General features: G+C 71.5%; 23 protein-coding genes and 1 pseudogene. 14 read left to right on the top strand and 10 right to left on the bottom strand.

Annotation, left to right across the window (positions count from 1 at the left end):
- Positions 1-67: 67 nt before the first annotated feature.
- The 3 genes and pseudogenes from ABZZ04_RS02270 to ABZZ04_RS02260 form a co-directional block, all read left to right on the top strand.
- Positions 68-376: a metalloregulator ArsR/SmtB family transcription factor gene (locus tag ABZZ04_RS02270; RefSeq protein ID WP_356930292.1), complete on the top strand. Its 309-nt coding sequence runs from the start codon at positions 68-70 to the stop codon at positions 374-376.
- Positions 373-1,479 carry an ACR3 family arsenite efflux transporter gene (arsB, locus tag ABZZ04_RS02265; RefSeq protein WP_356930291.1) on the top strand — a complete coding sequence of 369 codons (1,107 nt, stop codon included), beginning with the start codon at positions 373-375 and terminating at the stop codon, positions 1,477-1,479. Before ABZZ04_RS02270 ends, arsB begins: the two co-directional genes overlap by 4 nt.
- Positions 1,476-1,601, top strand: a pseudogene (locus ABZZ04_RS02260) (NAD(P)-binding protein); the annotation flags it as partial. The gene arsB and the pseudogene ABZZ04_RS02260, both read left to right, overlap by 4 nt.
- Before the next feature lie 58 nt (positions 1,602-1,659).
- Here ABZZ04_RS02260 and ABZZ04_RS02255 read toward each other — a convergent pair.
- Entirely contained in the window at positions 1,660-2,166 is a 507-nt protein-coding gene (locus ABZZ04_RS02255; RefSeq protein WP_356930290.1) for an N-acetyltransferase family protein, read from the bottom strand.
- Positions 2,167-2,191: 25 nt separating this feature from the next.
- Positions 2,192-2,566 (bottom strand): metalloregulator ArsR/SmtB family transcription factor, encoded by a 375-nt coding sequence (locus ABZZ04_RS02250; protein WP_356930289.1) that lies wholly within the window; start codon positions 2,564-2,566, stop codon positions 2,192-2,194.
- A gap of 195 nt (positions 2,567-2,761) precedes the next feature.
- Between ABZZ04_RS02250 and ABZZ04_RS02245 the strand changes: the two genes are divergently transcribed.
- On the top strand, positions 2,762-4,165 hold the full coding sequence (locus ABZZ04_RS02245; RefSeq protein WP_356930288.1) for an NAD(P)-binding domain-containing protein: 1,404 nt from the start codon (positions 2,762-2,764) through the stop codon (positions 4,163-4,165).
- 559 nt (positions 4,166-4,724) lie between these two features.
- Positions 4,725-5,612: an oxidoreductase gene (locus ABZZ04_RS02240; RefSeq protein WP_356930287.1), complete on the top strand. Its 888-nt coding sequence runs from the start codon at positions 4,725-4,727 to the stop codon at positions 5,610-5,612.
- Between the two features lie 71 nt (positions 5,613-5,683).
- On the opposite strand, the gene ABZZ04_RS02235 is transcribed toward ABZZ04_RS02240, so the two are convergent.
- A complete protein-coding gene (locus ABZZ04_RS02235; RefSeq protein WP_356930286.1) occupies positions 5,684-6,205 on the bottom strand; it encodes a HEAT repeat domain-containing protein in 522 nt (173 codons plus the stop codon).
- A 126-nt stretch (positions 6,206-6,331) separates the two neighbouring features.
- Between ABZZ04_RS02235 and ABZZ04_RS02230 the strand changes: the two genes are divergently transcribed.
- A complete protein-coding gene (locus ABZZ04_RS02230; RefSeq protein WP_356930285.1) occupies positions 6,332-6,739 on the top strand; it encodes a nuclear transport factor 2 family protein in 408 nt (135 codons plus the stop codon).
- Between the two features lie 17 nt (positions 6,740-6,756).
- Positions 6,757-7,308, top strand: a complete 552-nt coding sequence (locus tag ABZZ04_RS02225) for a hypothetical protein (RefSeq protein ID WP_356930284.1) — start codon at positions 6,757-6,759, stop codon at positions 7,306-7,308.
- A gap of 6 nt (positions 7,309-7,314) precedes the next feature.
- Here the strand turns inward: ABZZ04_RS02225 and ABZZ04_RS02220 are convergent, their stop codons facing one another.
- The 4 genes from ABZZ04_RS02220 to ABZZ04_RS02205 form a co-directional block, all read right to left on the bottom strand.
- A complete protein-coding gene (locus ABZZ04_RS02220) occupies positions 7,315-7,905 on the bottom strand; it encodes a GNAT family N-acetyltransferase (protein ID WP_356930283.1) in 591 nt (196 codons plus the stop codon).
- A gap of 378 nt (positions 7,906-8,283) precedes the next feature.
- The gene (locus ABZZ04_RS02215) at positions 8,284-8,496 is read right to left on the bottom strand and encodes a DUF397 domain-containing protein (RefSeq protein WP_356930282.1); all 213 of its coding nucleotides are present in this window, start codon (positions 8,494-8,496) and stop codon (positions 8,284-8,286) included.
- A 185-nt stretch (positions 8,497-8,681) separates the two neighbouring features.
- Entirely contained in the window at positions 8,682-8,891 is a 210-nt protein-coding gene (locus ABZZ04_RS02210) for a DUF397 domain-containing protein (RefSeq protein ID WP_356930281.1), read from the bottom strand.
- A complete protein-coding gene (locus ABZZ04_RS02205; protein WP_356930280.1) occupies positions 8,888-9,718 on the bottom strand; it encodes a helix-turn-helix transcriptional regulator in 831 nt (276 codons plus the stop codon). Before ABZZ04_RS02205 ends, ABZZ04_RS02210 begins: the two co-directional genes overlap by 4 nt.
- Before the next feature lie 106 nt (positions 9,719-9,824).
- On the opposite strand from ABZZ04_RS02205, the gene ABZZ04_RS02200 reads away from it, so the two are divergent.
- Genes ABZZ04_RS02200 through ABZZ04_RS02180 form a run of 5 tightly spaced genes read left to right on the top strand, consistent with a single transcriptional unit; the run spans position 9,825 to position 12,783 of the window.
- Positions 9,825-10,085, top strand: coding sequence for a hypothetical protein (locus tag ABZZ04_RS02200; protein WP_356930279.1), 261 nt, complete (start codon positions 9,825-9,827; stop codon positions 10,083-10,085).
- Positions 10,086-10,087: 2 nt separating this feature from the next.
- Complete coding sequence (locus ABZZ04_RS02195; RefSeq protein ID WP_356930278.1) at positions 10,088-10,342, top strand: hypothetical protein; 255 nt, start codon at positions 10,088-10,090, stop codon at positions 10,340-10,342.
- Positions 10,339-10,734 carry a hypothetical protein gene (locus ABZZ04_RS02190; RefSeq protein WP_356930277.1) on the top strand — a complete coding sequence of 132 codons (396 nt, stop codon included), beginning with the start codon at positions 10,339-10,341 and terminating at the stop codon, positions 10,732-10,734. The genes ABZZ04_RS02195 and ABZZ04_RS02190 overlap by 4 nt, the downstream gene beginning before the upstream one ends.
- 20 nt (positions 10,735-10,754) lie before the next feature.
- Complete coding sequence (locus ABZZ04_RS02185) at positions 10,755-11,624, top strand: radical SAM protein (protein ID WP_356930276.1); 870 nt, start codon at positions 10,755-10,757, stop codon at positions 11,622-11,624.
- A gap of 13 nt (positions 11,625-11,637) precedes the next feature.
- Positions 11,638-12,783 (top strand): methyltransferase domain-containing protein, encoded by a 1,146-nt coding sequence (locus tag ABZZ04_RS02180; RefSeq protein WP_356930275.1) that lies wholly within the window; start codon positions 11,638-11,640, stop codon positions 12,781-12,783.
- A 138-nt stretch (positions 12,784-12,921) separates the two neighbouring features.
- Here ABZZ04_RS02180 and ABZZ04_RS02175 read toward each other — a convergent pair whose 3' ends face one another.
- A complete protein-coding gene (locus ABZZ04_RS02175) occupies positions 12,922-13,371 on the bottom strand; it encodes a VOC family protein (RefSeq protein ID WP_148838654.1) in 450 nt (149 codons plus the stop codon).
- A gap of 22 nt (positions 13,372-13,393) precedes the next feature.
- On the opposite strand from ABZZ04_RS02175, the gene ABZZ04_RS02170 reads away from it, so the two are divergent.
- Positions 13,394-14,008, top strand: a complete 615-nt coding sequence (locus tag ABZZ04_RS02170) for a CGNR zinc finger domain-containing protein (protein WP_356930274.1) — start codon at positions 13,394-13,396, stop codon at positions 14,006-14,008.
- Entirely contained in the window at positions 14,008-14,412 is a 405-nt protein-coding gene (locus ABZZ04_RS02165) for an SRPBCC domain-containing protein (RefSeq protein ID WP_356930643.1), read from the top strand. The genes ABZZ04_RS02170 and ABZZ04_RS02165 overlap by 1 nt, the downstream gene beginning before the upstream one ends.
- Positions 14,413-14,485: 73 nt before the next feature.
- On the opposite strand, the gene ABZZ04_RS02160 is transcribed toward ABZZ04_RS02165, so the two are convergent.
- Positions 14,486-16,069, bottom strand: a complete 1,584-nt coding sequence (locus ABZZ04_RS02160) for an FAD-dependent monooxygenase (RefSeq protein ID WP_356930273.1) — start codon at positions 16,067-16,069, stop codon at positions 14,486-14,488.
- Positions 16,070-16,138: 69 nt separating this feature from the next.
- Positions 16,139-17,131, bottom strand: a complete 993-nt coding sequence (rarD, locus tag ABZZ04_RS02155; RefSeq protein WP_356930272.1) for an EamA family transporter RarD — start codon at positions 17,129-17,131, stop codon at positions 16,139-16,141.
- Positions 17,132-17,292 lie beyond the last annotated feature (161 nt).

The following is a 17,292-nucleotide window of genomic DNA, read 5'->3' as shown; positions in this document are numbered from 1 at the left end:
GGCGGAGGCCGCCGGTGACTTCAGTCCCCACTGGTATCAGTGGACGGTGATGTGACAGTATCAGTGCATGCTGACTTCAGTCGATGCTGATGTGATCCGGGTGCTGGGCGATCCGCTCCGCCTGAAGATCGTGACTCTGCTGGCGCGCGAGACGCTCTGCACGACGCATCTGGTCGAGGAGACCGGAGCCAAGCAGACCAACCTGTCCAACCATATGAAGGTGCTGCGCGAGGCCGGGATCGTGGAGACCGAGCCGTGCGGCCGGTTCACGTACTACAGACTCAGGCCCGAGGTCCTGGCCGGTCTGTCCGCGCAGTTCGCCGAACTCGCCGCCCTGGCCCGCGCCGCCGCCGAGAACAAGAGGGCCTGCCCGTGACCTCCGCCGAACCCGCCACCACTGCCACGGCTGCCGGGGACGACTCGATCGTCCGGAAGCTCTCCACCCTCGACCGCTACCTCGCGGTGTGGATCCTGCTGGCCATGGCCGTCGGCCTGGGGCTGGGGCGCCTGGTCCCGGGGATGAACGACGCGCTCGCGAGGATCGAGATCGGCGGGATCTCCCTGCCGATCGCGCTCGGCCTGCTGGTGATGATGTACCCGGTACTGGCCAAGGTCCGCTACGACCGGCTCGACACCGTCACCGGCGACCGCAGGCTGATGGTCTCCTCGCTGGTCGTCAATTGGATCGTCGGCCCGGCCGTCATGTTCGCCCTCGCGTGGATCTTCCTGCCGGACCTGCCCGAGTACCGCACCGGCCTGATCGTCGTCGGGCTCGCCCGCTGCATCGCCATGGTCATCATCTGGAACGACCTCGCGTGCGGCGACCGCGAGGCCGCCGCCGTCCTCGTCGCCCTCAACTCCGTGTTCCAGGTACTCGCGTTCGGCCTGCTCGGCTGGTTCTACCTCGACCTGCTGCCCAGGTGGCTGAACCTCGGCGACGGCCAGGGTCTGGACGTCTCCGTATGGCACATCGCCCTCAACGTCGTCATCTTCCTCGGCATCCCGCTGCTGGCCGGGTTCCTCACCCGCCGCATCGGCGAGCGGAAGCTGGGCCGCGCCGACTACGAGGCGAAGTTCCTGCCGAAGATCGGTCCCTGGGCTCTGTACGGACTGCTCTTCACGATCGTCGTCCTGTTCGCCCTGCAGGGGAAGACGATCACCTCGCAGCCCCTGGACGTGGTCCGGATCGCGCTGCCGCTGCTGGTGTACTTCGCGGTGATGTTCTTCGGCACCTTCCTGCTCGGCAAGGGGCTGGGCCTGGCCTACGACCGCACCGCGACCCTCGCCTTCACCGCGGCGGGCAACAACTTCGAGCTGGCCATCGCGGTCGCCATCGCCACCTTCGGCGTCACCTCCGGCCAGGCCCTGTCCGGTGTGGTCGGCCCGCTCATCGAGGTCCCGGTGCTGATCGGCCTGGTCTACGTCGCGCTCGCCTGGCGAAGGAAGTTCGCCGCCGACGCGGTGACGACGGCCCCCTGACCCGGCGCACCGATGTGGTGGTGGTCGGCGGCGGCCGGGCCGGTCCCGCCGCCGGCCACCACCTGCGCCGCCAGGGCCTGGACTCCGTGATCCCGGACGCCGATCCGGCGCCGGGCGGGGCCGCCGGACGGGACCGGCGGTCAGGTGGTGACGGGCGTGGCCGCCGGGCGGGGTTGACGGTCAGGTGATGACGGGGCTGCGGCGCTCGACGAGGACCACGTCACGCCAGACGCCGCGGTGGCGTCCGATCCGTTCGCGGGTGCCGATGACCCGGAAGCCGGCGCGCCGATGAACGGCGAGGCTGGCGGTGTTCTCGGGGAAGATCCCCGACTGGATGGTCCAGATCCCGGCCCGTTCGGTGGAGTCGACCAGGGCCTTGAGCAGGGCGGAGGCGATGCCCCGGCCGCGGGCGGCGGGATGGACGTAGACGGAGTGCTCGACCACACCCGCGTACGCGCACCGGTCGGAGACCCGGCTCGCCGCCACCCAGCCCAGCACGGTCCCCGACTCGTCGAGGGCGGCGAAGCGGTGCTCGGGCGGCTTCGCGGCGTCGAAAGCCTCCCAGGTCGGAGGGTCGGTCTCGAAGGTGGCGTCGCCCTCGTCGATGCCCGCCCGGTAGATGGCCAGCACCTGCTCGGCGTACTCCGCCGTCAGCGGCACGACCACCGCGCTCGATGCTCCGCTCAACGCTCCCCCTCCGTTCGTCCGATCGTCAGGCCGCGGCCGGCGGAGCCAGCAACTTGCCCATCGCGGCGAGCACCGAGGGCTCGACGCGGTAGTACACCCAGGTGCCGCGCCGCTCGGAGGTGAGCAGCCCGGCCTCCTTCAGCTTCTTCAGGTGGTGGGAGACGGTGGGCTGGGAGACGCCGACGTCGGAGATGTCGCACACGCACGCCTCGCCGCCCTCGTGCGAGGCCACGGCGGAGAACAGGCGCAGCCGGACCGGGTCGCCCAGCGCCTTGAACATCCGCGCGGCCGTCTCGGCCTCCGGTGCGGTCATCGGGCGTTCGGTCAGCGGCGGGCAGCACGGCGCCACGCTCCGGCCGTCGGCGGGTTCGAGCAGCGGCAGCACCTTCGCATTCGACATGTGTCTATGTTGACACATGTCGAACCAGCGCGGGGATCCGTCGTCGGTGCGCGGGGGTGTGCCCCGGCCGCCTTCGGTGAGCCCGTCGGTGAACCCTCGATTTCGATGAATGTCTATGTTGACGCTCATCGATATCGAGTGTCATGCTGAGTCGTGCAAGTCATCGATGAATGTCGAAACAAGCGAGGAGTCGCCGTGCACGCGCCCACTGCCACCGAGCTGCCCGTCGTCGTGATCGGGGCCGGGCCCATCGGCCTGGCCGCCGCCGCCCACCTGCTCGACCGGGGCGTCGAGCCCCTGGTCCTGGAGGCCGGCCGGACGGCCGGGGCCGCGGTGCGCGAGTGGTCGCACGTGCGCCTGTTCTCCACCTGGGGCGAAGTCGTCGACCCCGCGGCCGAGAAGCTCCTGGCCCCCACCGGCTGGACACGCCCCGACCCGGCCGCCTACCCCTCCGGCGGCGACTGGGCCGACCTCTACCTCCAGCCGCTCGCCGACGCCCTCGGCGACCGCGTCCGCACCGGCGCCACCGTCACCGGTGTCTCCCGGGCCGGCCGGGACCGGATCGTGGACGCCGACCGCGAGCGGCAGCCCTTCGTCGTGCACGTCACCCACGCCGACGGCCGCGAGGAGCGCCTCTTCGCCCGTGCGGTCATCGACGCCTCCGGCACCTGGGCCACGCCGGGCCCGGCCGGTGGCAGCGGACTGCCCGCGCTCGGCGAGAAGGCTGCCGCGGGTCGGATCGCCTATCGCGTTCCGGACCTGAAGGACCCGGCCGTGCGTGCCCGGTACGCGGGCAGGCGCACCGCCGTCATCGGTTCCGGCGCCTCCGCCTTCACCGCTCTCGCCCAACTCGCCGACCTTGCCGAGTCCGACGACGGCACGGGAACGAAGGGCGTGTGGGTCTTGCGCCGGGGCATCTCCGGCGCCACCTTCGGCGGCGGCGAAGCCGACCAGCTCCCCGCCCGCGGCGCGCTCGGCCTGGCGGCGAAGGCCGCCGTCGACGCCGGTCACGCGGAGGCGGTCACCGGCTTCCGCACCGAGGCGATCGAGCCCGATGCCGACGGCCGCCCGGTCCTGGTCGGCGAGGACGGGCGCCGCCTGGACCCGGTCGACCAGGTGATCGTGCTGACCGGCTTCCGCCCCGACCTGTCCTTCCTCGGCGAGCTGCGCCTGGGCCTCGACGAGCGCCTCCAGGCACCCGTCGAGCTGGCTCCGCTGATCGACCCCAACCAGCACTCCTGCGGCACCGTCTACCCGCACGGCCACCGCGAACTCTCCCACCCCGAGCCCGGGGTGTACCTGGTCGGCATGAAGTCCTACGGCCGCGCCCCGACCTTCCTCGCCATGACCGGCTACGAGCAGGTCCGCTCCGTCGCCGCCGCCATCGCCGGCGACCTGGAGTCCGCCGACCGGGTGGAACTCACCCTGCCCGAGACCGGAGTCTGCGGCGGCGCCGGCCTCTTCGACGCCCCCGACACCCAGCAGGCCGACAGCGGTGGCTGCTGCGCACCCGCGCCGCAGCTCGTCCAGCTCGCCGCCCCCACCGCGGCCGGGGCGGCTGCCGAGCAGGACCCGGCGGGCGGCTGCTGCGGCTCGTGACCGACCTGGGCACACCCGCGCGCGGGGCCGCGACCGGAGCAGGGGACCGGTCGCGGCCCCGCGCCGCCCTGCCCGCAGCCCCCGCCACGGCCGACGGCACGCACTCGGCCGTCGTCCGGGCGGCCAGGCCCGCGACCGCCGAACCCGCGCCCGCGCCCGCGCCCGAGGCCGGAGGGTGCTGCCGGTAACCGGACCGGACCCGTGACCCGTACGCCCCGCCCCGGTGACGGAGGGGCGGGCGTACGGGTTCCTCAACCGCTGCCGAGGACCCCGCTGCCGGGGATCCCGCTGTTGCGCCACCGGGAAACCTCCTCTCCGCGGCCCCCGCGTCCGACCGCCTGCTAAAGTGCCGACCAGCAGATGAGCCTTCTCGGCGCGGATTCCGATCCGCCGGGGAGGCTTTTTTCATGCCCCGGGGCCCTGTCTCCGGCACCGGTGGGGGGCCTGTCGTGAGGCGCCCGGGTGGAGCCCGTCGTGAGGCGCCCGCCTGAGCGGCCCGAACCCACCGCACCCACCCGCCGGTTCCTCGTTTCCCGACCCGCAAGAGAAGAGCCATGCCATGAACGCAAGGACGAACACCCCGGCAGAACCCGGGACTTGGAAACTCGGTGACCTGACCGTCAACCGCATCGGGTTCGGCGCGATGCGCCTGACCGGTACCGAGCCCTTCGGTGGCGGCGTGCCGCGTGACCGCGAGCAGTCGATCGGCGTGCTCCGGCGGGCGGTCGAACTCGGTGTGAACCACATCGACACCGCCGCGTTCTACTTCTCCGCGACGCGCTCCGCCAACGAACTGATCAACCGGGCGCTGGCGCCGTACCCGGACGACCTGGTCATCACCACCAAGGTCTGGCCGGCCCGCGACCCCTCGGGCGCGTGGTGGTGGGCCGACCCGGAACAGCTGCGCGGCCAGGTCGAGGAGAACCTCCGCCAGCTCGGCCGCGACCACCTGGACGTGGTCAACCTGCGCGTGCCGCCGAGCCGGCGGAACGGGTCGATCGCCGAGCACTTCGGGGCGCTGGCCGAGCTGCGCGACGCCGGACTGATCCGCCACCTCGGCATCTCCAACGTCACGTCCGGGCAGCTGACCGAGGCCCTGGCCATCGCCCCGGTCGTCTGCGTGCAGAACCCGTACGGGATCGGCGCGGCGAGCGAGGACCGGGAGCTCCTGCGACGCTGCGGCGAACTCGGCATCGCCTTCGTCCCGTTCTTCGCGATCGCCGGTCCCGGCCGCGAGGCGGGCCCGGCCCCCGACGCCGACGAGGAGGTGCGCTCCGTCGCCCGCGCACACGGCGCGACCCCCGCACAGATACGGCTGGCCTGGACCCTGCACCAGGGCCCGCACGTCCTCGCGATCCCGGGCACCGGCAACCCGGACCACCTCGCCCAGAACGTGGCGGCCGACGCGCTGCGGCTCTCGGAGGAGGAGATGGCCCGCCTCGGCTAGGAGGAGCCGACCCGGGATTCGTCCGGCACACCGTCGGCCGTCAGGAGAACCCGACGGGGCCGCACCGGCGTTCAACCGCGATGCGCGGAGGATTCCAGGTGAGCCCGCAGGTACGCGTGCTTCTCACGGACCTGCGGGTTCGGATGGTGTTCCGCGGCCTGCAGAAAGGGCTCCGCGTCGTCGGCGTCGATGTGGCCGCGGAACAACAGCTGGTCGAGTACGCCGATGCCCCAGATCTGGACGGCCGGATCGGCGTCGGCGAGGAACTCGCCGACCAGCGGGAGGTCATCGGACGTGGCGACGACACGCAGCAGCTCGACGGCGAGGTGCCGACGTTCCGGATCCGGGTCAGTGCGGTAGATCTCCAGGCACCGGGACCGGGCGGCGTCGGGCTGCAGCAGCCGCAGGACCGAACGCGCGTGTTCGGAGGCCGGGAGGCCCTCGACGTACCAGTCCACCGCCCCGCGCATCGCCTCGTCACCCAGCAGAAAGGCGATGGCCCGACGGGCGGTGCGATCGCTGCCGGACTGCGGATCGGCGCCGATGCTGTCGGCCAGTGCCTGCCAGTCGACCGGCTCGTTGTGGCTTGTCACACATCCATGGTCGCAGCGCGTCGATCCGTGGAACGAACGCCTTCGGACCAGGCCCGGAGGCCGACCGCGCTCCGTGCGTGGTAACCCGGTTGCGGCGGGCCCGGTCACCCGGGTGAGGATGTCCGCATGAGCCGAGAAACGGACGAGGTACGCGAAGCGATCGCGGGCGAACTGCGCCTCATGGACCCCAACGTGCGCATGTCACGCGAGCTCGCCCGACAGCTGCTGGACCCGGACTTCACGGAGGTCGGTGCTTCGGGACGGTGGTGGACGTACGACGAGATGCTCGCCGCGCTGCCCGAGATGGACAGTGCGACGGAGAGCGGTCCGCACTACGAACCCTCGAATTTCACCGGTGTCCTGCTGGCACCCGGGCTGGTGCACCTCACCTACGAGACCATGCTGGACGGCGAGCGGGCGCGGCGCAGTTCGCTCTGGCGCAAGCAGGGTGCGGCCGGGACGTGGCGGATGTACTACCACCATGCCACCCCCGTCCCGCCCGCCGTTGCGTCATCGACCGACACGACCGTCTGAGCTGAGGTACGGAAGCCATGCGACTCGTCGAGGTGGAGATCGCCCGGCACGACTGGGACGGCATGCTGTGCGGATGCGGCGGCTCGGCGGAACACCTGGCCCGGGACCTGCTGCGGCTCGCCGACGGGCAGCCCGGGCAGGGACTGGACCACTTCGGCCTCGAAGAGCACGTCTGGTCCGCGGCGGTCCTCTGGGAACCGGCCCCCGCGGCGGCGTCCGTCGCCCTGGCCGCCCTCGCGGACGATGCCGCACCAACGGTTCGGGAGCGGTTCCTCGACTTGTTGCAGTGTCTGGTGGCGGGCGAGGGTACGGACGGGGAGTCCGCCCGGCGGGGCCTCGACCTTCCGGAACTGTGCCGGGGCCTCGCCCGGCAGGGCCTCTGGCTGCTCTACGGAGAGGTGATGGCGAACCGGTTCCCCGGGACCGTCGGCGCCGCGTTCGAGATCCTCACGGTGGTGGAGCCGGACCGGGCACGCCTGCAACGGGTCCGGGAGGCTGCGGCCGACTGGCTGCCCGTGTGCTGCCGAACCGGCCTGTGCGACGAGGAGTTGCCCGCCCTCGACCGCTGATGCCGTTCAGGCCGCGGTCGAGCTGCTGCCCGTTGTTTGCCGAGGTGGGGGCCAGGGCTCCTGCTCAAGGCCCCATGTCTGCAGGGCACAGGGCCGCCCCTTCTCCTCCCCCTGGATCAGTGGCACGTCGAGGAGTCTGAAACCCACCTTGGTGGCCACGGCGACGCTTGCGGCGTTCTCGGCCTCCAGCTCCAGGACCACTTGTCCCACGCCCAGATGTTCGAAGGCATACGCAGTCATCACCCGCACCGCCCGCGCAGCCAGCCCCTGGCCGCGGTGCGCCGGGCCGACCGCGTAGCCGACCTCTGCACCCTTGGGGGCGCGCCGCAGCGTCACCTCGCCGAGCGGCGCGCGGCCGTCAACTGTGATGGCGAGCAGGATGGCCGTGCCCTCCGCCCGCATCTGCCGATCCCGGTCCAGCCGTGTGCGAGCGGCCGCGTCGTCGAAGGGGGAGACTATCGGCGTCCAGTACGCGATGTCGGGATGGTCGAACAAATCCGGCATCGCGGCCAGGTCTGCCTCCGTCCAGTTGCGCAGTACGAGACCTTCCCCTACGAGCTCGATCCGCTCGGGAAAGGGTGGCGGGGTACCGCTCATGGTGCCGATCCTCTCTGGCCTGACAAGACAGGGCAGCATAACTGGGGCGGTTATCGGCTCACCACGTTTTCTGGTGGCTCTTGCACCTGAGCACTGAACTCCGGGGAGATGTCTTGGTCGTGGCTGGTGTGATCGCAGCGTTGAAGCCAACCTGGACAGAGCCGTGGAAGGCATGAGGGCCCCTCGGCACCGTCGGCGCCGCGTTCGAGATCCTCACGGTGGTGGAGCCGGACCGGGCACGTCTGCAACGTGTCCCGGGAGGCTGCGGCCGACTGGCTGCCCGTGTGCTGCCGAACCGGCCTGTGCGACGACGAGTTGCCGGCCCTCGACCGCTGGTGCCGTTCAGGCCGCGGTCGAGCTGCTGCCCGTTGTTTGCCGTCAGGCGATGCCGAACTCTCCGGCCCTGACGCCTGCGACGAAGGTTACGAAGGCGGTGGGGGAGGTGTTCAGGACGGGGCCGTGCGGGTTCTTGGAGTCGCGTACGGGGACGATGCCGCGCGAGGCGACGAGGTTGGTGGCGACCTCGATGCACTGGCCGCCGTTTCCGCTGTAGGAGGACGTGAACCAGCAAGGGGATTCGGTCGTGGTCATCGCAGGTCTCCCATTCGAGTCCGGGGGTCGTGTCGCGTGCCAGGTGCCCTCCGGGCCGGCGGGGCAAACTGTCGGCGGCTCCTTCGGCCGGAACTCGGCAGCCTTCCGGTACGCAACAACAAGAGTGCCCCGCCAGTTCGCTGCATGGCGGAGCACTCTCGGATCAAGTGCGCTGGACCTGCTGGTCAGATGGCGCCGAACTCTCCGGCCTTGACGCCTGTCACGAAGGTGGCGAACGAGGCGGCGGAGGTCTTCAGCACCGGGCCGTTCAGGTTCTTGGAGTCACGGACGGGAACCACGCCGAGCGAGCTGGCGAGGTTGGCGGCAACCTCGACGCAGGCACCGCCGTTGCTGCTGTAGGAGGACTTGAACCAGCGGGGGGATTCGGTCGTCACGGGGAACCCTTTCGTACCTGTTCGATCATGGCTACGGATGCCGCCTGAGACAGCGCTTCGGCCTGCAATTGATGGTAGGCCGTCAGTAAAGGCTGCACGAACCTCATATCGCGCTCCAGGCGCCCTTGTTGTGCTGACTCGGCATAGGAGAGCTGAGACCGGTCCGGCAGTGTCAGCAGGTGAACCGGAAGATCGAACGCCCGACGTTCCCCGAGGTCGAACGGAGCCACTTGCACGAGGGTCGAGGGCAGCTCGGCGAACGCAACAAGTTGGTCCAGTTGTTCCTTCATGACTCTGGGTCCGCCTACGGGGCGCCGAATGCAACTCTCGTCGAGAACGACGTACACCAACGGTCGAGGGATGCGCTGCAATGACGCCTGCCTCCGTGCCAGGAGCGACAGCCGCTCTTCTGCTTGTTGCTCCGTGATTGCTCCGCGTCGCACGGCGCCTGTGGTGATGGCTGCGGCGTACTCCGGTGTCTGGAGCAGGCCGGGGATGATCCCGAGTTCGAAGAGCCTGATCTCTGCTGCACGCACCTCGTGCGCCACGAACTCCGGAAACCCTTCGAGTATCGCGGTGTTCCAGACGGCCCGCCCTTGGCGTTCGAGCCGATCACCCGTTCCCAATGCCCTGTCAGCACTTGCAGCAAAGCGAGGAGTTGGTGGGCGTCGACCAGTTTCCACAGCAGAAATATGCGTTCCGGAGCATCCCATGCGGGCCGCCAGTTCGTCCTGGGTCCAGCCGCGTTCGTCGCGTAACTGGCGCAGACGCTGCCCGAATCGGGCGCCGGGCGACTTTTCGGGGTCCAGCTCCTTGCGATTCACCATCCAGAAGCCCCATCTCTCCGCTCAAGCGGCGCAGGTTGAAGACTCCCCAACTGTAGGCCACGCTGATCCCCCTTGGTAGCGGAACCGTTACGGAGAGGAGTCGGTAGTGTCCGGAGAAAGTGCTGTCACGAGTCGTCAGGAACCCCCACAAGTGCCGTCCCTGGGAACGCTGTTGGTGGATACCGGCCACCGGAACCGGGTGGGTGAGTTCCGTGGGGTGTCCGGTCCGTACTGGTCGTTACGGCCGGTCTGTGGTGGTACGGAGTGGGAGGCGGAGCCGGCGAACGTGCGGGTTCCGGAGCCCATGGAGCGATTGCGGGCCGAGATTGCCCGGTGCAATGCCCGTAGTGCGGGGCGGATTCTGTGAGCGTGCGCAGGTTCCGGTTCGTGAAGTGGGTGCTGCGGCCCGATACCGAGCCGGATGCGCCGCCGGTCACGCACCGGTTCCGGTGTATCGCGCTGGACGATTTCGACGACGAGTGCGGTGCGTGCTCCGCGGCGTTCACCGATCCGGGCCGGGCGCAGGAGTGGGCGTTCGGGCACTGGCGGGCCAATCCCGACCACACCGGTTTCGCCGAGACGGTCGAGCGGCCGTGGGTGATGTGGATGGACGGCCCCGCATGAGCGCCGACGTCAACGAACCGCAGCAGCCTGGGAGTTACCTGTGCGAGGCGGTGGCCGAAGGGCCCGTGTACGGCATCGGGCGCACGGCCCGGTACGTGCTCGGCGCCTTCCGGACCATATCGCCCGTCCTCGCCCTGCGCTGGCTCGGCGGGCAGGCGTTGTGGATCGTGGAACGGCTCGACCCCGACCCCGAACACTCCGCCTGGGTCCAGCCCTCCATGCGCCTCCCGGGAGCCCCCGGCCCCGACCACTCCGCCGAGCTGCGCGCCTGGTACCAGGACCGGAACGGCCAGCGCGCCGCCCACGCGCACCTCAAGAACGGCAACCCGCTGCTCGTTGTCGTCCCCGATGCCGACTGCACCTACACCCTCTCCGCATGCCCCAACCTGTAGCCGTACGGGAGGAACACAGCATGACGACGTTCATCGATTCCCCGGTCCGCGAACCGTTCGCCGGTGTCCGGTCCCTGGAACTGGAGATCACGGGAAAGTGTCAACTGGCTTGTACGCACTGTCTGTCCGAGTCCGGTCCGCAGGCGGCTCATGGTGCGATGACCTCGGCCGACTGGCGGGCGGTCATCGTGGACGCCGCCGCGCTCGGCATCCGTACCGTTCAGCTCATCGGCGGTGAGCCGACCGTCCACCCGCACTGGCGGGAGTTCGCCGAACTGGCGCTCTCGCTCGGCATGGGAGTGGAGGTCTACAGCAACCTGTACGTAGTGAAGCCCGCGTGGTGGGAACTGTTCGCCCGCGACGGGGTGACGCTCGCGACGAGCTACTACAGCGACGACCCCGAGGAACACGACCGGATCACGGGCCGGGCCGGAAGCTATGTCCGGACCCGGACCAACATCCGGGAGGCGGTCGTCCGGGGGATCGTCGTGCGGGCCGGGATCGTGGAGGTGCTGCCGGAACAGCGCGTCGCCGAAGCCCGTGCCGAGCTGGAATCCATGGGGGTGGAGCGCATCGTCGTCGACCGGGCCCGTGCGGTCGGGCGTGCCATGCTGCCGGGGCAGGGGCCGTCCCTCGACGAGATGTGCGGGAGGTGCACGCGCGGACGGGCTGCCGTCCTGCCGGACGGAGATCTCGCCGGCTGTGTGCTCTCGCGGAACTTCCCGGCGGGCAACGTGCGGGAAACCCGCCTTGCCGAGTTGTTCGGAGGGAAGGAGTGGGCATCTCTGGCAGCGAGCATCCCGGTGCCCGCCCACAACGCCTGCCCGCCCCACGACTCGGGCGACTGCAACCCCGCGAACACCGAAGCCTGCGATCCCGCCTACGACTGAGAGGCCCGGCGACATGGACTGGGAGAGAGCCGCGGGGAAACTCGCCGACCAGGTGGCGGACCCGGATTCCCGGTGGCTCGCTCCCGTGGCGAGAGTGCCCCGGCACGAGCTGGTCCCGCGCTGGTGGGACCTGGACGACTCGGGTGGGTGGGTTCTCCGCGTCGGCGCCGATGATCCGGACGAGTGGCTGCGATCGGCCTACGCGGACCGCTCGTTGATCACCAGGGTCGGGCCGTTGCACGCCGACCACGCAGAGCCCGGAGACCGCCCCGACGGGTTGCCCACGTCCTCCGCCACGCTCCCGGGTCTTGTGGTCCGGATGCTGCGGCACGGACGGCTCGGCCCGGGACTTCCGTTCCTCGACCTGGGCACCGGAGCCGGTGGGCTCACCGCGTACGCGTCGCATCGCATCGGGGCCGAGAACGTGACGAGCCTGGACGTGGACCCCTACCTGACCGGTGCGGCGGGTGAACGGCTCGCACGCATGGGCCTCCACCCGGAGTTCGTCACGGCGGACGCGACGGAGCACGTGCCGGGTTCGTACGAGCGGATCGTCTCCACGGTCGGTCTGCCCGCCGGGCCGGGGCTCCGCCCGGTTCTCGCCGCGCTGGAAATCGGTGGACGCATCGCGACCACGCTCGGCCGGACCTGCCTGATCGTCACCGGGTGGAAGCACGCCGACGGTGATGTGGTGGGAGTGGTGGAGCGCGACACCGCCGGATTCATGCTCACCCGCGCCGGGGACGACTACCCGCCCGCCCTCGACGAATTGTTCGCCCTCGCGGAAGACGCGGAAGGGGACGAGCGCGGTACGGGCCGCTACCCCGTGGTGGACGTGGCGAACGCGTGGGAGCTGCGGTCCATGCTGGAAGTCGTCGCACCGGGCGTGGAGCTCGGTTACGCGGTCAGCGGCCGGACCCGTACCGCCCGACTCGTCCACCCGGACGGTTCATGGGCCAGGGCCTCCGCCGAGTGGACCGACCCGCCCGAAGTTCATCAGGGCGGGCCGCAACGGCTCTGGACAACCCTGGAACGCATCCGCAACCGGCTCAACACCGAGGGCTCCTTGCCGCTGCTCGGCGCGAAGGTCCGGATCACGCCCGACGGGGTGTGTCACCTGTCCCGGGGGAAGTGGCACGCCTCCATCGGCGACCGCTGAGCCCGTCAGCCGGTTCGGGGGCGCGGGCCCGCCCCGTTCGTCGGCGTCCCGCCCGGGCCGTCTCCGGTCGGCCGGAGGCGGCCCGGGTACCGGCCCCGGGTACCGGTCCGGGCGCAGGGCCGGACACCGGCCCGGGGCTCACTGCACGCAGAACTCGTTGCCCTCCGGGTCGGTGAGCGTCGTCCAGGTGCCGCCCTGCTCCGCGACCTCGCGGACCACCGTCGCGCCCAGGGCCACCAGGCGCTCGACCTCGGCCTCGCGCCGTCCCGGCTCGGCGTGCACGTCCAGGTGGAGGCGGTTCTTCGTCGTCTTGGCCTCCGGGACGCGCTGGAACAGGAGCCGTCGGCCGAGGCCCGCCCCGCTGTCCTCGTCGTACGGGTCGTCGGGGTGCCGGACCCCCGCGAGGTCGCGCCAGGCGCGGCGGCCGTTCGTCATCAGTGTGACGTCCTCGGGGACCGCGCCGAAGCCGAGCAGTCGCTCGATCAGGACGCTGTGGTCCTCCACGAGGTGGCCGAGGGCCTCGCCCCAGAAGGCGGCCTGGGCGTGCGGGTCGGTCGAGTCGATGACGACTTTCCAGTGCAGGGTCATGGAAACCGTTTATAGTGGTTACATGAGTGAGTCGTCAACGGACGCTCCGGGGCTGGTACTTCACACGCCGGAGGGCCGTCCCTACCGCTTCGATCCCGGGGCCCTGTGCCTGGAGCTGCTGCCCACCGGGGGGCACTCGCGGTACACCGCGTACGAGGTGCTGCACACCCCCGACGACCTGGTGCGCTGGGCGGGCGAGAGCCGGCTGCCGGGCGGGCCAGCCCTGTCGGTGAGCGCGCAGGAGCTGGCGCGGGCGCACGAGTTGCGGGCCGCGCTGTGGCGCCTGGCCGCCGACCGGGCGCACGGCCGCGCCCTCGCCCGGTCCGATCTCGACGTGGTGAACGCGGCGGCGGCCGGGCCGCCGCTCGTCCCCCGCGTCGACCCCGCGACCGGCTCCCTGGCCTGGGCCCCGGGCGCCACCGGGGCCGCCCTGCTGTCGACGGTCGCCCGGGACGCGGTGGAGCTCTTCACCGGCCCGTACGCCGACCGCGTCCGCGAATGCGGCTCCGACAGCTGCAAGTTGCTCTTCGTCGACACCTCGCGGCCGGGCAGGCGGCGCTGGTGCGCGATGGAGCGCTGCGGAAACCTCCACAAGGTACGGGCGCACCGCGCCCGGCACACTCCGAAGGAGTCATGATGCCCACCGGACTGACGAAGGACGCGGGCTGGGAGATCGGCGTCTCGCGGACCCTGCCCCTGCCCCCGGCGGCCGTCTGGGACTTCCTCACGGGCCGGGAGGGCGTACGGCTCTGGCTCGGGCCGGTCGAGGGGGCGGGCGGGCTGCCCACGGAGAAGGGCGAACCGTACCGCACGGCCGACGGGGTGGCCGGTGAGCTGCGCGGCCACCGCCCCGGCAGCCGGATCAGGCTCACCCACGGCTCCACGACCGTCCAGGTCACCGTCTCGCCCGCGCCCGGCGCCAGCGGCACGAAGTCGGTCCTGCGCTTCCACCAGGAACACCTGGCGGACGCGGCGGAACGCGAGGAGCGCCGCGCGCACTGGCGGCGGGTGATGGACGAGGTCGCCGGGGCGCTCTGCTGACCGGGGCCGGGGGCAAGGAGGCGAGGGGGAAGTCCGGTGGTGGGGCGCTTCTTGAGCGCCCCATCGACCGGGGTCACGCCGCGCCGGCCGTCCCCACCAGCCGGTCGAGGTAGTCCACGACCGCCCCGATCCCCGTCGCCGGGGCGATCAGTCCCACGTGGTTGTCGGGGCGGACCAGGACGAGGGCGCCGGTGCCCGGCCCGATCCCGTACGCGGTGCGGGCGTGGCCCGCGTCGTCGGTCAGGTCGCGCGGGGTCCCCGCGTCCACCCCGTACGCCCGGACCGTGTCGCCGTACTCCGCCTCCACCGTCCGCAGCGCGTCCGCCGTGTCCGGGCCGAAGCCCAGCAGCGTGAAGTGCGGACCGGCGAACGCCTCGAACAGGCGGACCGGCTCGCCCGTCGCCGTGTCGCGGCAGGGGGCGTCGGGGGCGCGGTCACCGGCCCGCAGGCCGGCGGCGGGGGCGGCGGCACCAGTGGCAGCACCGGCGGGGGAGAGCGAGCTCCAGCGGTAGCCCCGGTCCAGCCCCGTCGTCTGCCCGGTGATCGCCGTGTCCAGGCCGCCGCCCGGCCGCTTGATCGCTTCGAGGGTGGCCCGCAGCCGCTCCGAGGAGACGCCCAGCGTCCAGGCGGCCACGGGCAGCCGCTCCTCCTCGTAGGTGTCCAGCAGTGCGGACGACGCCCGGCCGGTGGCGACCCGGGCGAGCTTCCAGCCCAGGTTGAACGCGTCCTGGATGCCGGTGTTCATGCCCAGCCCACCGGCGATGGGGTGGACGTGCGCGGCGTCCCCGGCCAGCAGCACCCGGCCCACCCGGTAGCGGTCCACCATGCGCTCGTTGACCCGGTACGTGGACAGCAGGGTGGCCCCGGTGAGGCGGTCGCCCGGCAGCCGGGTGTGCTTGGCGAACAGCCGCCGGAAGCTCTCCGGGGAGGGCGGCACCGGGGCTCCCGTCCCGTCCCGCTCGGGCCCCGCCTGGAACCACCAGCCCGTGCGGGTGCCCGGGATCGGGCACAGCATCACGGCCCCGTCCTCGTCGAACCACTGGTGCCACAGGGCGCGGTCGAGCCCCTCCACCTCGACGTCCCCGCAGACCATCACCTGTTCCTCGGCCGTCCTGCCCTCGAACGGGAGGCCGAGCATCTTGCGCACCGGGCTGTGGCCGCCGTCGCAGCCCACCACGTACCGCGCCCCGACGCTCCGGCCGTCGGCGAGGGCGACGGTCACCGACTCGGGTCCCTGCGACAGGCCGACCGCCTCGGTGCCCAGCTCGACGTGGACGCCGTACTCCGCCAGCCGGGCGCGCAGGATCTCCTCCAGCTGCCACTGGGCGATCAGCCGGCCATGGGCGTACGGGGCGTCCGGCGTGGGGTGCGCCCCCGCGGACGGGTCGGCGTCGGCGACCGGCACCCCGTCGCGGTACTTGCGCATGGGCAGCGGCGCGGAACCCTCCGCCAGCACCCGGCCGACGACGCCCAGGTCCTCCAGGACCTCCAGGGAGCGGGGGTTGGGGCCCTTGGCCCGCGAGCTGCGCGGGAACTCCTCGGACCGGTCGATGATCCGTACGTCGACCGAGCGCCGTGCCAGGTCGCAGGCGAGGGTCAGACCCGTCGGGCCCGAACCGACGACGAGTACGGGGACGGCGGACGCTGTTGCGGGCATGCGGACTCCTCGGTCGTGTTCCGTGGACCCCCAGGAAAACGTAACCGAGTTAAAAGGGCAGCTGGGTAACTAAATTTGTGTGTCCGCGGCCTCGCGGGAGACGGGTGCCGTCGACGGCGGCCGCTCCTGGTGCTCCGTCCGGTCCGTCGTCGGCCGGGCCTCCCGCATCCGCATCCTGGTGCGCCGCGCCGTCCGGAACGCGTCCCAGGTCAGCAGGGCGAGGGCCAGCCACACCAGGGCGAACCCGGCCCACCGCTCCGGCGGCATCGCCTCGTGGAAGTACAGAACCCCCAGGCCGAACTGGAAGACGGGCGCCAGGTACTGCAGCAGGCCCAGCGTGGAGAGCGGCACCCGGATCGCCGCCGCCCCGAACAGGACGAGCGGGACCGCCGTGACGAGGCCCGTCGAGGCCAGCAGGGCCGCGTGGCCGAGCCCATCGGAGGCGAACGACGAATCGCCCTGCGCCCCCAGCCACAGCAGATAGCCGAGCGCGGGCACGAACAGCACGGCGGTCTCGGCGGTGAGCGACTCCAGGCCGCCCATGTTCACCTTCTTCTTCACCAGCCCGTACAGCGCGAAGGAGAACGCCAGCGTCAGCGAGATCCACGGCGGCCGTCCGTAGCCGATCGCCAGCACCAGCACCGCCGAGGCGCCGATGCCCACCGCCACCCACTGGGCGGGGCGCAGCCGTTCGCCCAGGACCAGCACGCCCAGGGCGATGGTGACCAGCGGGTTGATGAAGTAGCCGAGCGAGGCCTCGACGACGTGGTCGTGGTTCACGGACCAGATGTACAGGCCCCAGTTGACCGTGATCACGGCCGCGGCCACCGATATCAGGGCGAGTTTGCGGGGCTGGCGCACCAGCTCGCCGATCCAGGCCCAGCGGCGCAGCACCAGCAGCGCGATCGCGACGAACCCGAGGGACCAGGCCATCCGGTGGGCGAGGATCTCGACCGCCCCGGCGGGCTTCAGCAGCGGCCAGAAGAGGGGGACGAGCCCCCACATGCCGTACGCCGCGAAGCCGGACAGGAGTCCGGCTCGCTGTTCGTTGTTCCCCTTCACGGGCCCTCCCGGCTGCCGATTCGGTTGCTCCGTCAACTGCATGACGGTAGCGCCGTGAGGGCCGCAAGTCATACCCGTATCGCATTACGGTCATGACGCCGGACCGGCGGGGCGGGTGGGGGCGGTGGTGCGGCAGGGGTGCTTTCGCGGCGGGAGTGGTG

This window comes from Streptomyces sp. NPDC006435, assembly GCF_040612315.1.
Taxonomy (GTDB): Bacteria; Actinomycetota; Actinomycetes; order Streptomycetales; family Streptomycetaceae; genus Streptomyces.
Note: the sequence above shows the minus strand (reverse complement) of the source record. Positions and strands in the feature narration are given on the sequence as shown.

Bases quoted from the DNA above. Each gene is read 5' to 3' on its own strand.
- ABZZ04_RS02270 (WP_356930292.1), top strand. From the start codon at position 68: ATGCTGACTTCAGTCGATGCTGATGTGATCCGGGTGCTGGGCGATCCG.
- ABZZ04_RS02250 (WP_356930289.1), bottom strand. From the start codon at position 2,566: ATGTCGAATGCGAAGGTGCTGCCGCTGCTCGAACCCGCCGACGGCCGG.
- ABZZ04_RS02240 (WP_356930287.1), top strand. From the start codon at position 4,725: ATGAACGCAAGGACGAACACCCCGGCAGAACCCGGGACTTGGAAACTC.
- ABZZ04_RS02230 (WP_356930285.1), top strand. From the start codon at position 6,332: ATGAGCCGAGAAACGGACGAGGTACGCGAAGCGATCGCGGGCGAACTG.
- ABZZ04_RS02225 (WP_356930284.1), top strand. From the start codon at position 6,757: ATGCGACTCGTCGAGGTGGAGATCGCCCGGCACGACTGGGACGGCATG.
- ABZZ04_RS02220 (WP_356930283.1), bottom strand. From the start codon at position 7,905: ATGAGCGGTACCCCGCCACCCTTTCCCGAGCGGATCGAGCTCGTAGGG.
- ABZZ04_RS02215 (WP_356930282.1), bottom strand. From the start codon at position 8,496: ATGACCACGACCGAATCCCCTTGCTGGTTCACGTCCTCCTACAGCGGA.
- ABZZ04_RS02205 (WP_356930280.1), bottom strand. From the start codon at position 9,718: ATGGTGAATCGCAAGGAGCTGGACCCCGAAAAGTCGCCCGGCGCCCGA.
- ABZZ04_RS02190 (WP_356930277.1), top strand. From the start codon at position 10,339: ATGAGCGCCGACGTCAACGAACCGCAGCAGCCTGGGAGTTACCTGTGC.
- ABZZ04_RS02185 (WP_356930276.1), top strand. From the start codon at position 10,755: ATGACGACGTTCATCGATTCCCCGGTCCGCGAACCGTTCGCCGGTGTC.
- ABZZ04_RS02180 (WP_356930275.1), top strand. From the start codon at position 11,638: ATGGACTGGGAGAGAGCCGCGGGGAAACTCGCCGACCAGGTGGCGGAC.
- ABZZ04_RS02175 (WP_148838654.1), bottom strand. From the start codon at position 13,371: ATGACCCTGCACTGGAAAGTCGTCATCGACTCGACCGACCCGCACGCC.
- ABZZ04_RS02170 (WP_356930274.1), top strand. From the start codon at position 13,394: ATGAGTGAGTCGTCAACGGACGCTCCGGGGCTGGTACTTCACACGCCG.
- ABZZ04_RS02165 (WP_356930643.1), top strand. From the start codon at position 14,008: ATGCCCACCGGACTGACGAAGGACGCGGGCTGGGAGATCGGCGTCTCG.
- ABZZ04_RS02160 (WP_356930273.1), bottom strand. From the start codon at position 16,069: ATGCCCGCAACAGCGTCCGCCGTCCCCGTACTCGTCGTCGGTTCGGGC.